8 protein-coding genes are annotated in these 14,439 nt (G+C 39.6%); 1 reads left to right on the top strand and 7 read right to left on the bottom strand.

Annotation, left to right across the window (positions count from 1 at the left end; genetic code table 11):
- Positions 1–60: 60 nt before the first annotated feature.
- The 3 genes from C2M25_RS16570 to C2M25_RS16560 all read right to left on the bottom strand — a co-directional run bounded on the left by C2M25_RS16570 (position 61) and on the right by C2M25_RS16560 (position 6,438).
- Entirely contained in the window at positions 61–933 is an 873-nt protein-coding gene (locus tag C2M25_RS16570) for a peptidylprolyl isomerase (protein WP_105181605.1), read from the bottom strand.
- Positions 934–1,024: 91 nt separating this feature from the next.
- Positions 1,025–4,711 (bottom strand): autotransporter assembly complex protein TamB, encoded by a 3,687-nt coding sequence (tamB, locus tag C2M25_RS16565; RefSeq protein ID WP_105181604.1) that lies wholly within the window; start codon positions 4,709–4,711, stop codon positions 1,025–1,027.
- Positions 4,711–6,438, bottom strand: a complete 1,728-nt coding sequence (locus C2M25_RS16560; RefSeq protein WP_234003595.1) for an autotransporter assembly complex protein TamA — start codon at positions 6,436–6,438, stop codon at positions 4,711–4,713. Before C2M25_RS16560 ends, tamB begins: the two co-directional genes overlap by 1 nt.
- Before the next feature lie 171 nt (positions 6,439–6,609).
- Here C2M25_RS16560 and C2M25_RS16555 point away from each other — a divergent pair, with 171 nt between their 5' ends.
- On the top strand, positions 6,610–6,942 hold the full coding sequence (locus C2M25_RS16555) for a ribonuclease E inhibitor RraB (protein ID WP_105181603.1): 333 nt from the start codon (positions 6,610–6,612) through the stop codon (positions 6,940–6,942).
- Positions 6,943–6,968: 26 nt separating this feature from the next.
- Here the strand turns inward: C2M25_RS16555 and C2M25_RS16550 are convergent, their stop codons facing one another.
- The 4 genes from C2M25_RS16550 to C2M25_RS16535 all read right to left on the bottom strand — a co-directional run bounded on the left by C2M25_RS16550 (position 6,969) and on the right by C2M25_RS16535 (position 14,300).
- A complete protein-coding gene (locus C2M25_RS16550) occupies positions 6,969–8,714 on the bottom strand; it encodes a DEAD/DEAH box helicase (RefSeq protein ID WP_105181602.1) in 1,746 nt (581 codons plus the stop codon).
- Positions 8,715–8,782: 68 nt separating this feature from the next.
- Entirely contained in the window at positions 8,783–9,088 is a 306-nt protein-coding gene (locus C2M25_RS16545; RefSeq protein ID WP_063707100.1) for an H-NS histone family protein, read from the bottom strand.
- 110 nt (positions 9,089–9,198) lie between these two features.
- On the bottom strand, positions 9,199–13,398 hold the full coding sequence (locus tag C2M25_RS16540) for an ATP-binding protein (protein WP_105181601.1): 4,200 nt from the start codon (positions 13,396–13,398) through the stop codon (positions 9,199–9,201).
- A 98-nt stretch (positions 13,399–13,496) separates the two neighbouring features.
- A complete protein-coding gene (locus tag C2M25_RS16535; protein ID WP_105181600.1) occupies positions 13,497–14,300 on the bottom strand; it encodes a class I SAM-dependent methyltransferase in 804 nt (267 codons plus the stop codon).
- Between the last annotated feature and the right edge of the window lie 139 nt (positions 14,301–14,439).

Raw genomic sequence — 14,439 nt, 5'->3', positions numbered from 1 at the left:
TTATATTTCTTAACCAATAGACTGATATTGTATCAAATAATCTATCAGGTGGTCATGGCTTTATTTAATCCTCTCGGTTGGAATTGGCATTGCACAAACATCGATGTGATCAGGGCTTTCGACAAACCATGCTTCTACTCGGTTTTTACGTGCTTCGATGAGGTTCTTAAAGGCATTTGAGTCTGTTTTCATCACCCTAAATTCACTGTTATCAGTGTCTTTAATATCTGCTAATACTTGCATATCTGTGATGGGGTTGAATGCCTCACCTTCAGTGGCTTTACGCTGCAATAGATTAAAGTGCTCCATGCCTTCTAAAACACGACCAAACACGGTGATATTTCGGTCTAAATAGCGCTGGCTATTGCCGATGGTGACATAAAATTCAGTACCGCCGGAATTAATATCATTATCGCGGGCCATGGCAAAAATCCCAGGGCAATGTACTTGCCATGTTTCGGTTTGGCTTTGGTTTTGTGCCACTGCAAAGCCGTTTAAAAAGCCCGTTTTAGCGGCATAGCCGTCAGGTCCTTTAAGCTCAGTAATCGCTAAGGGAGTCTCAGTGCGAAGATAAAACTCAGCGGGTAACCCTTTTTTGGCATTTTTGACGGGTTTATTTTCACTCACATCCCCGCCCTGCGCGACAAACCCTTCAACAAAGCGATACACACTTAGGCCTTGATAGAACCCTTCTTTGGCAAGCTGTCGCATGTTATTTGCGTGAATGGGCGCTAGTTTATCGTTTAGTTCAATATAAGCAGCACCCGTAGGTAAGGTTAATTTAATGACGTTTTCGGCACTGATGGCTCGCCACTCACTGCTACTTGCGGTTTTAATGATTTCGCCAGCGGAACGTTTTTGACTTGTTTCTTTTGCAGCAATTGGTGCAGCTAATACTACGCCAAGGCACAGAGTTAATAGACTTAATTTCATTGTTATTATCTTTTAAGTAATTGACAATTCAGCCTATTAACATATGCCCTAATAAGCAAGTAAAAGCGATGTTTGGTCACAAGTAGAGGTATTAGTCCCAATCAAATTTATAAAGAATATCAACATTTCGATTCAAGCCACTGGTGACCTCGATATACAATTGCGACAACAATTGATAACGTACCGCCACTTCACTTAATGAATCAAAAATACCGACACTGTATTTTACTTGAATACCCGGTGTAACATAGCCAGATATTTCAACTTTGGTGTCATCCCCACTACCGCTTGAGCTTAAACTTACATCTGATAAGCCAAAGCTTTCACCGATTTTAGACACCATACCTTCACTGCGATTAACACCTTGAGCAAGCAGTAATTGAGTCAGCATTGCATCGGTTGAGCTATCTCCTTCATCAAGAGGTTGCCCATTTAATAAGTAAGCCAATGCTTGGGCTTGATCCATCGCAGGCTCTGAAAATACTTTTAATGACGGTTGTTCAACATTACCCGTTAACGTAATACCTGCAATCACGCCATTTGAGGTGTTGTCTGGATTACGAATTGCCTTAATGTTCAAGTACGGTTTATCAATTGAGCCGCTAAAGCCCACCTGACCGGTACGAATTTGCAAGTCTTGACCAAAAGCACGATAGGTACCTTGAACTAGGTTCAACTCACCCGTTGCTATCATCGGCGTAACTTGGTCCATGCTGATATTAATGTCGCCTTCAACTTTCGATTGTAAGCCAAACGAATCAACGCGCACATCATTTTCCGCCAACACCTTTAAGTTAATAGCATAATCAAAGGGGACTTTTTCTGATTGTTGCTGCTCAATATCAACAATGACTTCATCATCACTGACTTGCACAGCTCCCTCTGGTAGCTCTTCAATCGCAATTCTTCCCCATGGCACTACAACTTGGCCATCAAGATTAAACGCATTATTTTTTAATGACATAGTTAAATCTGGAGACACTTTAAAGGTGACATCTTGTTGAGCACGTACAAAAAACTCTTTACCGTTTAACTTCACGTCAACGTCCGGTAAATCTTGCTGCCAGTCAACACCGCCAGATAAATTAAGCGCGCCACCTTCGGTGTCTTTAAGCTCACCCGTGAGCTTCGCACTTTGGTTATTAAAGGCAATGTTCACATAAGAGTTTTGCAGCGATATAGGCAAGGTTGCCCCTTCTAGATTGATTTTTTCGACATCAAAATCACCATTGAGTAATGGCTCTTTTAAAGTACCTGCAATTGCTAACCGGCCTTTTATGTCGCCTGTTAATTGCTCAAGTGAAGCAATAAAAGGACGTAGGTTTGTTAACTCAATTTTCTCAATAACCAAGTCGCCCGCTAAGGTCTGTTGATTTTGAATATCATCAATGTTGAGCTCTGACGTTACTTTACCTAACACTGATGAATCAATAGTGGCATTGAGTTTACCGACTTGTGCATCGCTCATTGCCGATACTTCAAAAACCTCGACGGGTAACTTGTAGACATTTGCCCCATCAATTAAGGATGCTTCAAGCTGCTGAGTTTTGATATTGGCACGAATCGTTTTCAATGCGCCATTATTCCAATTAGCAACAAACTCCCCGTTTGCATCGCCAGTTACTTTCAAGTTATCGGGAAAGAAGTGTTTAAATTCAGCAATAGAGAGTGCTGCAAGCTGTGCATTTAACTGACCTAATTGCTTCGTTTGCTGCAAGGTATCAAAACATAGTTTTGAGTTATCACTTTGCCAGCAATGCGCAGCGACATTAAAGTCAAAGGTTTTGGTATTTAATTGAATATTAACCGGTTTATTAGTGCCAAAGCGCACCTGATTATCGGTAATAAGAATTTGGCTTAGAGCACCTTGCCAGGTTTCTTTATTAAATTTACCGTCTACATCAAATGATGCCTTGCCTTGATCTGCATCGAGTAAAAAAGTTACATGGTGATCTGTTTTATCACCACTGGCATCTAACTCAATTTGGTTAATTTTGTGTTCGCTAATCGATGCAGAATCAAGCACCAGTGACAAATCTGTTTGCCAATCGGCTGCGTAATCAAATTGCCCTTTTAATGTTAAACCATCAACCTGAATATCTTGATAACTCAATGTATTAAGGACTAGATTCAAATCAACAGTTGGCGCAAGGCGTTCACCACGCAAGCGAAGGTCAGCAAAGCCCTTACCTTGCATCGGCAAGATTTCTTGACCACTTGCATCTAAACGTAATTTACCGTCGACACGCCATACATCATCCACTTGTCCGGATAACGCAATTTCATTTTTACCGCTTTTCACTTCAAGTTTGTTAAAACTCGCATGCCAGCTGCTATCAAGTTCAAAATCCGACAACAAGGTCACTGGCACGTCATTTACAGAGCCATTTAATTGTGTGTTATCCAGCGCAAGCTGCCACTCACCTGCCTGTAAATTGAATGATCCATTAAACTCACCAGATAAATCACTACTTAGTGCATCCGTTAAATATTGGGCTTTTAAGTGGCTTAAAATTCCTTTGAATTCACTTTTCACCCCATTTGACCAATCAACGGATGCATTAATGTCTGCTTTACTGTCGTTGGCATTAAGGTTTAACTGCTCAAGTTTTGCATTTGTTAAACTACCTTGTAATTGCGATTTCACGGTCATTGCTGGTAATGCATCTAACTGCGTGACTAAGCTCAAATCGACAGCATAAGCATCGGCATGGCCTTTCGCTTTTAAATCAAAGTCTGATAATTGCAACTGTTGTGTGTCTGTCGCAATTTGCCACTTTGCTATCTGGCCTGTTAAATCAAACGGGTAATTTGTTTGTTTTAAATTCACTGATCCTTTTAGCTCTGCTGGGTATGTCCCCTGTGTCACTAAATCTAACTTTAAATTCGCAAGCGGGCCTGAAACCGATAACTTCGCTTGATGCTCAGTGCTTTTTACAGAAACTGCCCCCTCAATTGAATTTTCACCCGAAAGCTCTGTCATTAAGTTAGAGTGCAATTGCCATTGCTGATAACCTGCTGCAAACTTTTCAAGATTAATATCGCTTCCTTTGGCTGACGCAATCAACTCGATATTTTCAATAAGCTGAGCCTCTTCTGCGCCATAAGGAGTAACGGCAACTTTACTGATTTGAAATTGCTTTAGCTCAACATTAATTGGGAGCGTAATATCAATTGCGGGTAATGCTGGCAACTCAGTTAATGGGGCTGATTTAGGCTGCTCTTTTGCTTCATGCAGCATAACAGCAACATCAGCAATGGTCAGTGAATCCACTGTAAGATCCGATGCTTCGCCGCGACCATTTAAGTTTAATTTGTTGACTGTTACATCGGCACTCGGGTGCGCGAGATTAAAGCGATTAATGGCAATACGCTTTACACTCACTTTCATTGGCAAGCTAATTTGTGCAGCTTTTTCAATTTCGGGCTCTGCTTGAGTGCTCTGCTCGGTTGATGCCGCTTGGCCTTTAATACTTAGATCAATCGATTGGGCGCTTAAATTATCAAGGCAGATACCATCACAGCGCCACCAGAACAAATCAATTTTTAGCTGCTTTGCATCAAGCTTGATGCCTTGGTTTTCAAAATAAACATCAAACGCATCGTTATATAAAAACCGCCCTGATGGCAGCTTAATTGTTAAGCCATCGACTAACTTATTAGCTGAGTACGCAATAAAGTGATTACCGGGTGCGGTGAATAACAAACAAAACACAATGATTAGCAAACTTGCCAACGTGATTGATAGAACCTTGGTTATCTTTTTTAACATCTTCATTAGATTTCAGGCCCTATGGTAATACTTAATCGGGTACTTTTGCTTTCTTTTGTTAAACCCCAAGCATGATCGATACGTACAGGGCCAACCGGTGTTAAATACCGAAAACCAAAACCGGCACCGACTTCGACGCGATCACTAAAATCATTTGTCGCGGTACCACTATCGACAAATAAAGCCGCGCGCCAATGCTCAGCAAATTGATAGTTATATTCAACGGTGCCGCTCATTAAATATTTACCACCAATTAAACGCCCTTCCTCATCTTCAGGGGAGATAGATTCATAAGCAAAACCACGCACACTTTGATCCCCCCCCGCGTAGAAACGAAGCGATAGCGGTACGTTGTTGATGTTATCGACTAGCATGGCGCCAAGATTAGCTCTTAAAAACAGCATATGGCGGTCTGCAAAGGTGGTTAACCACGCATTTTGCAGTTGCAATCGCAAAATATTGGTTGAAGACATCATGTCTTTTAAACCAAATTCGGCCGATACCATCCATTGATAACCTTCATAAGGTGTTGTGCCTCCTTCGGTATCCTTTTTCGCATAACTGATACCAGGCATTAGCATTTTTGCGCTTTGCTCTTCATCCCCTATTCGATAGGTCTCGTAGTCACGTCTTAAAAAAGCCGTGCGTACCCAATCGTCTTCGGTTAGCCACTGTCGCTGTAATTGCCCCGTGAATATTTTGCTATACAAATCATTAGTTACTTCATCTTCGAGTTTGTATCCTACAGAAAAGCGCCATAGATCATCGTTAGGGTCATCTACAGGAACTGTGTAACTCATCGATATATCTTGCTGTTTTTCCGATACATTTAGGTTACTTTCTAAGTAGTGGCCATCTTCAGTGATCCAAGGTTTAGTCCATTTAAAGCGAACTTTTGGGCCAAAATCAGTATTAAAGCCACCACCCACTTCATAGCTATTGGCAGGCTTATGTAACACATCAACATTCACAGGCACTTGATTATTTTTACGTTTTGCAATGTCGGCATAAACACGCACACTCGTGAAATAGGGTGTACTCGATAAAGCTAAGTTGTAATCCGAAACTTCGGTAGATTTATAAGGCTGCCCTTGCTTAAATTCAGCCAGAGAACGAATGTATTTTTCAGCAGGTGTCTCACTACCGATGGTGATAACACCAAACTGATAGCGAGGCCCGGTATCAACATTAAAAATAATCTTTGCGCTATTATTTTTTAGCGATACCGCCAATTTATGCTCATGCCATTTCGCATCAAAATAACCTAACTCTAATAATTGGCTTTCAATACGTTTTCTTGCAGCCTCATATTTACCGTGATTTAAAAAATCACCTTGTTTGATTTTGATGCTGTTAACAGCAGACATGAATTCAGCGTCATCTTTACCGGCGCCTGTGATAGTCACATTAATATCTGCAATTCGCGTAACAGGGCCGCGTTCAACATCAACAATCAACAACTGCTGTGCGTTATCGAAGCTAATTTTGATTGTCGGCTTATAATAACCAAGTGCTTTTAAGCTCATTTCTACTTGGCTTTTTGCGTGACGCCTCAATGCCTTAGAAGTTTTTTCATCGACCAGTTGCTTAATGTAAAGCTCAACGTTTTTTTCGAGCTCATCACTGATCCCTTGAATTTTATAATCTTTAATAACCGTTGCCGCACTCAATGCATGCTGGCTGTATGAAAGGCAGATAAACACAAAGACAAAAAAGAAATGCCGAGTATACAAAAAATATCCTTACTTTTTTGGAAGAGTCATAATCTAAAATGAGTACAAAAAGATACTAGCACAGTGCAATAGCCACTGACATAATTGAAATGTTAAAATTAGTACGCGTTAAACAATTATTTTCGCTACAATAGCGGATAATACCTAGATTTATAATGAATGAGCGACTAAATGCACTTCCCTGATGACGAAAACGGTCAATTATTAGCTGAAATTGCTGACGCTGGTGTTGATTTAACCAGTATGCAAACTATCGATTTCTATATTCTTTTTGAGCAAAAGCCTGAAGCAGAAAAATTTGCTAAAGCCATTGCAAATGATGAGCTAGCCCCTTCAACAGAGTTAACCAAATGCCCAGATACTGGGGTGTGGGAAGTAATTACTCGCGTGAAGATGGTGCCAGATCACACGTTACTTAGCCAAACTGAACAATACTTAGAAAGCATCGCTAATGGCCATAATGGTTATGGTGATGGCTGGGGTTTAATGGCCGAAGAAGAATAAGCCATTCCCACAATCTCGTAAGGGGATCAATGTAGTTGATTCGCCTTACGAAAATTGCCTTGATAATCAAATAGCTTTTCTGCCACTTTCCAACCATATTTTTTATTTTTTCGCGCAATCACAAAATCGGGTGCCAGTAATTGCTGCTGTAAATCGACAACCTGCTCAGCACTTTGCCAATCAATCGGAGTAAAACCTGGTGCTGCTCGTTTTCCAAACTGCTTATTAAAAATAAACCGCCCGGTGTCAGTTGCTAAGTTAAACACCTCATCACAACTGGCTCCATCTTCATCATAGTAACTAATTTTAAGTAAACCTTTTGCGAGCAACTGTGCCGACAAACCACTACATCTTAATACCAAGGCATCTTTGAGATTAAGCGCCTCTCGCAGTTTATCATCAGGGTCTGCCATCATTGCACCACAAGACTGACACTGCCTTGCAGCAATATCATTTTGTTCTCCACACTGCTCACATTCTTTAAAACGAAAACGGTAATCACACTGCACTTGCTCTTCACCATCGTCCAGCAAGCCTTGGCAACGCCTACCAAAATGCTCAACCACTTTGCCTTCGCTGTCTGTTTTGCCCCAAAAAATATTCGCAAATCCACAGCCTGGGCACAGCACTTGAACTGGTTCATTATCACTTTGCGCTTTTTTACTGCCTACTTCAGGGTAAAATAAATCAAAGCCGTTACCAGCATAATCAATAACTAAGCAGTCTTTTTTCCCTTCGCTTAAACGCAGGCCTCGACCCACAATCTGTTGGTATAAACTGACCGACTCGGTGGGGCGTAAAATCGCAATGTAATCAACGTGAGGTGCATCAAAACCCGTCGTGAGTACGGACACATTAACTAAATACTTTATTTTTTTGGCTTTAAATTGATTAATAATCCGGTCACGTTCGTTATTATCCGTATCACCCGTGATAAGTGCCGTACTATCCTCAGGTAAGTAACTGGTAATTTCTTTGGCATGCATCACAGTTGCGGCGAAGATCATTACGCCATGACGCTGTTCACTGTATTCTATTACTTGATTGATAATGGCTTTTGTTGCACGTGTATTATCTTTTAATAACGCATTCATATTCTCAATGCTGTACCGGCCAAATGAATCACTCGGCAATGATGAAAAGTCATAATGGCTAATAGCTGCATCAACTTCATGGGGTGGCGTTAAATAGCCGTTTTTGATCATATAGCGCAGTGGTAACTCAAAAATACACTTCTTAAATGGTGCCTCTTTATCCCCTCTAACAAAACCATGATAGTGATGATGATAAACCCAGCCCATCCCCATACGAAATGGTGTCGCGGTTAAGCCAAGCACTTTAAGGTTGGGGTTTTGTTTTTTTAGACTCGCTATGACCTGCCCGTATTGACTGTTGTCATCACCGCTTACACGGTGGCATTCATCAATGATCAACAAAGAGTACGCATCGGTAAGCTGCTCTGTATTGCGAGCCAATGATTGCACACTTGCAAAGGTGACTTGCTCTGTTAAAGACTTTTGTTTTAACCCTGCAGAAAAAATACTCGCCTTAAAGCCAAAGCTAATATATTTCTCAGCGTTTTGTTCTACCAGCTCTTTAACATGCGCAAGCACCATAATTTTTTGTTTGGCAATACGTGCAAGTTCAGCAATAACCAGGCTTTTTCCTGCTCCTGTTGGTAATACAATCAGGGCCGCGTCGTCTGTTTGTCGAAAGTGAGCAACCGTGCGAGCCACGGCCTCTTGTTGATAGGGTCTGAGTACGTACTTCATGTTATCGGACTATAATCGACATAAAAAAGGGAAGCATACGCTTCCCTTGATATTCTTTAAAGCAAAAATTAAGCGAGGTGTTTTGTTAAATCAACACCTTGGAATGCTTTAGGACGTTTACCACGGCCTGTCCATTCAACGATTTCGCCATTAAATTCGATGCGGTACTTTGGTTTTACTTTTGTACGCTTATCCGTTGTTGCTACATCCTGTAGATCTTCTAATGTAAGTCCTTTTTCTTTTAGTAGATCGAGTACTTCTTTTTTAGCTTCTTGCTGTTGAGTATATTTCTCGATTGCTGTGTCGATTAGCTGTTTTGCTTTTTCTAATTCAGATAATGACGCAGATTTAACAAAAGATCGGATTTCTTTCATTGAGAGCTCTCTTAAATATTAAAAGTTAGGTTAAATGTTCAACACGACCTAGTATATGTTGAAATCATAAAATAATCTATTCTATGTTTATTTTTCATCCTATCTTTTTATTATAGCCATAGCTTAATTTTATCTATGACATCGCTTAGCTCTGTAATTAACTTTTCGACAATTAATGTATCTTGCTGTTGGTTAAAGGTATTTTCTGTTGTCACGATTAGTTCAGACAAAGGTGGATATTGCAACATCACAATAGCGCCTTTAAGCTTATGTATTGCTGCAGAAACCTTTTCTAAATTTTGAGATTTCAAGTGCTCTTGCAAGGTATTTAAGTCACTTTGCAAACTGCTTATAAACACGTCAGCGAGCATTTTTGCGTCATTCTCATTTCCAAAAATAGTTAACCAGTGTTGTTTATCTTTTATACCCTGTAGACTGATATCACTCCCTTCGTTACCGTTAGGCAAATCATCTGTTTTTAAATCGATAAACTCGACTAAACGATTATATAATTCATTGAGTTTATATGGTTTAAATAGCACACAATTCATGCCTGATTTGAGTGCTTTATTTAAACACTCTTTTGAATCATCTGCAGTAAAGCCAATTATTGGTAAACGTTTAAACTTTTCTTGGCTGCGTAATTGCTCTGTTAATTTAAACCCATCTAAATCGGGCATATGACAGTCTGTTAATAATAAATCAAAATGCCCTGTTTCAAGCACCCTAAGTGCAGCAATGCCGTCATCAACCATCACGGCTCTGATACCGAGCTTCTGACATTGCTTTTCAAGTAATAGCTGATTTGTTTTATTATCTTCAGCGATTAATATTTGCCCATGTATCTGTGTATTATGCGTAGGTATGCCCTCATCATCACTGGTGTGTACGCTGTTTATAAGCTCACGTAAGGTATCTGGGTATAATGGTTCTACAGGGAGAATATGACAGCTACAATTTGCTGGTCTATGCGCTTTTTTAGCACTTGCTACTAAAATATAGTTATTGTTTGCGGCACTAATAGACTGCTGCCACTGCTCTCCCCACAACACTTTAATATAGCTCTCATCAATTAGAATATTGTCAGCTTGTTCAAATGCCTCTTTATCAATTGGCGCACTTAACGGGTGGTGCTTAACGCCCATACTTGCAAGGTTATTTAATAACTGATGATCTTGACTACACACAGCCCAATTGATTGAAACAGCCTGTAGTTTTTGTTTGCTGACGTTTTTAAGTGGCACAGCAATATACACATTAGTGCCTTTACCATAGGTACTTGAAAGGGAGATTTCACCCTGCATGGCTTCAACCAGTTGCTTTGCCAAGCTCAAACCTAATCCGGTACCGCCATGTCGACGTTGAATAGAGTTATCAGCTTGCTCGAAAGGAGTAAATGTATGTGCCAGCTGTTCGGCTGTCATGCCTTTACCTGTATCTGATATTTCAATTTTTAGAGATTGCTTATCAAATAACACATCACAACTTATTGAGCCTTTTTCTGTAAATTTTACGGCGTTGTTTAACACATTTGAAAGGACTTGCATCAGGTGACTTATATCGACCGATGCGAGCGTGTACGCCGCAGTGCGCCATATCAGATTGAACCCAAGCCCTTTTTGCTTAGCAAGGTATTCATGGGCACGCATTACACGGCATAAATGTGCTTCTAAATCGACTTCGCGTAATTCAACTTCGATATTACCCGTACTGGTGTTAGCAAAATATAAAATATCATCCACTAATGTACGAAGCTTGGTTACTGAGCTGTCGATATGATCCACCAGATAATGCTGCTCTTCATCAAGTGGTGATGATTTTAGAAGCTCTATAAAGCCATTCACCCCTGACATAGGTGTTCTTAATTCATGGCTCATGGTGGCAATAAAACGGCTTTTTGCTAAATCAGCTTGATGTGCAAGCTGAGTGGCTTTACTTAAGTCTGCTTGTTGGCGTTTAAGTAAGCTAATATCTAGCAAGATACCATTCCACCTCACCCCTTGCCTATCGTCACGTTTATTAATTTCTGCATTGGCAATATAACGACACCAAATTTGCTGGCCGAGATTATTTATCCGAAACTCAATATCGATCATTTTGTTGAGTTTACTGGCAGCTTTAAAGCTCTTCGCGATGTGTACCCGATCTTCATCAACAATAAAAGGCGAAATACAACCTGTCATACCGCGCTGGTTAATCATTCTCGACGTAATTCCTAATAAGCTCTGTGCGCCTTTACTTATATAGGTATAACATCCCTCACCGTTGTCATAGTATTCATACTGGAACACGCCTCCAGGTATGGTATCTGTAATAGTTTGCAATAACTGCTGAACTGACTGATTCTCACGCTGCAAATGACGATGCTCTGTCACGTCTGTAAGTACGGTCATAATACCAGCCAGCTCACCATCTAAACCCACATAAGGCTTTTTGGTATATAGCAGCTCCAGTTCTTTGCCAGCTTTGTTGATGTAATTAATATGCTGATTAATGACTTTACCTGAACTTAAACTTTGCTCATTTTGTGAAATCAGTTTTTTTACGACTTTAATATCGCCACGCAGGTATTGGTTATTTTCATCCCATAGGTGTGCAAAATTCTCTTTGTAGGCCCTGTTCCACATAATGCGTTTTTGGTGCTGATCTTGAATCACCACCATTGTCGGTAAGTCATCTATCAATTTTTGCGTGAAGTTAAGCTTACTGAGGGCCACTTCTTCAGCCTCTTTACGCTTTGCAATTTCACGGTTAATGGTTAAACGCCAACTAATAAAATAGATCACCGATACAGCAATCAGAATTAAAATGAGAATAGCCGTGGTATTTACCGTTTTTCTATCATAACCACGCTCAATACTAAAAATACCATGGCGATTAACAACATGGCTAAAATCATTGCTGGTCAATGTTTTGAACAGACTATCTAGCAACGTCGCAAATTCTGAAAAATGTTTATTCACTAAAAAATAAATAGGCTGGGTATATCGGTATTTCGGATTGATATAAAACTCACCAATATAGAATTGGTTTAATTGGTAGGCTGCAATACTTTGCGGCAGGATCACCGCGTCAATATTGTCATTCCTGAGTGCAAAAAATAGCGTTTTGATAGAGTCGAATGAAACCGTCTCGACTAACTCATTCGTTAAAAGCTTTTGTTTCGGATCGGCAAATACCTCTAAATAACCTATTCGCTTGGTGTTACTCGCTCGCTTAGAGATCAACACCATTTCTAAACTGTAATGTGATGGCAGCGCAATTAATACTCCTTCATCAATTTTGGTGGGAGTCATTGTTGGGATCAGATCGATTTTATTGGCTAAAAATAACCTTTCGAGTTCTTTACTGTTTGCTGCTGGAATATATTTGAATTGAAAACCACTACGTTGTGCTAATAGCTCAAGGGTATCATTTAGGTAACCACTGGCTTCACCTACATTGCTGGTTGCATGAATTGGATAGAGACCATCCACAAATGAAAAAGTCAGTAAGTAATTATTTTCTTCTTTTTTATCAATACGATTAAAATCTCGCTTGAATTGACTATACGCTTTAGCTGCTAAATATTCTTCGCTGGCAGAGCTTTCCCACAGTTGTTTCGTGGTCGGTGAAATCGCAGCAAGTACTGAGTTAACCTGATTGCGTAATGCTGTTTTATTTTTATTAAACATAACATGCAAGGTTTCACTCGATAGCCAAATTGGACTCACAACTTTAAGGTTTTCTTGAGAGCGGTTTTTTAGTTGATGAGATAAAACTGAGTAATCGCCCATAAAGGCGTCGAACGTGCCATCGGCAACTTTTTTAAAAGCATCGTCGGGTTTTATAAAACGATTAATAAATAGCGCGCCATTTTCAACTAGGTATTCACAATGTGAACTCCCTGTAATACATACCCATCGCAGACTCGCCAAGTTTTTTAGTGCGTCATTCGCGATAGATTGATTTGCGACAATACCTCTAGGCGCTTCCATGAAGGGGGTAGAAAATAAGAAATGCTTTTTACGTTGCGCCGTTTTATTTAAACCCACCGCAAAATCAATTTCACCGGCTTTAAGCGCATCTAAAAGTTCATCTAAGCTATCAAAGACACGATATTCAAGATCCGCTTCAGCCAAACGTGCAATTTCATTACTGTAACCAACAATAACTCCAGAAAATTGCCCATCAGCATCCCGGGTATGGTAAGGAAAAAAGTTATAGCTAACGATACCCGCTTTGAGAGTTACGCTGGTTGGTTGAGCACTCGTGCTAAATGATACGAGTAATGAAAGTACTATAAGGGTAAATACAGTAATCTTACTCAACTAAAAGCCTTAACTAAATGTTAATCGAAAAATTCTAGTATAAGAGATTAATTTAGTTGGTACAAATAACTAATTTTTATTCCAAAGGTTATCTGTTTTCATGATTCAATTGTACACTTATGTTGAGCTGTTTTTGCGTACATAAAACAAGCTAACAAAGCTGCACTTTTGTCTTCTCTTATATGGCCAAGCTCGAGTTCAATCTCACTTTCCTTCAACTTATTCACAATCACTGACAAATTATCTGCAGCATTTATCAGCTCTTGTAATCTTAGTATCAATAATTCAAGTTCCTTTTTAAATAACTCGAGTGCTTTAACGAAATTTACTTCCTTCCCTTGGTTTCTTTTAAGAAAATCAACAAAAGCAAGTAAGTTACTACCCTTTAAGCCATTAAGGTTTCCCCAGTTTTCAAAAATGAAGGCATCAATAAACTCAAAGTTATTCTTAATCAAATCATTTCTACCTTCCACTAATGCTTTTGCAACATTGTCCAAGTGAGCGATGAGTTTGCTTTTAATTTTAATGGAAGTATCCAGTATTTCTTGATTCGACTTAATAATCACAGATTCAGGGTGATGACAAATAAAAACAAAATTATTTTTAGACTTAAGTACTCTATATACCTCTTCTATGCTTTTATTGACATTTGTATATTCTATTGCGAACTGTGAAATGACATGGTCAAACTGACCGTTTTTGAATGGTAACTGTTCCGCAGAAACACCAGATAAAATTTCTCCATTGACCGAGTTTATATAATCCTTATTGATTAGAGCCTTATCAACACCTATACATTTAAAATTATGGTTTGTTTGTAATATTTCAATTAACGCCCCATTACCCGTACCTATATCAAGTATAGTTGAATGCTCTTCAATGTTATCCGCAAACCTTTGCAAAAATGTTTAAGCTCTCCCTCGTAGTTAGTTTTGAACCCTCCACCAAATGACGTCAGATGTCCCTGTTGCCAGTAATTTGTCCAATGCTCGCTCATCACAGCTCCACAAACAAAAAAGGCTGAATAAATTCAGCCTTTGC

It is taken from the genome of Pseudoalteromonas sp. T1lg21, assembly GCF_002964625.1.
In the GTDB taxonomy this organism is placed as follows: domain Bacteria; phylum Pseudomonadota; class Gammaproteobacteria; order Enterobacterales; family Alteromonadaceae; genus Pseudoalteromonas; species Pseudoalteromonas gelatinilytica.
Note: the sequence above shows the minus strand (reverse complement) of the source record. Positions and strands in the feature narration are given on the sequence as shown.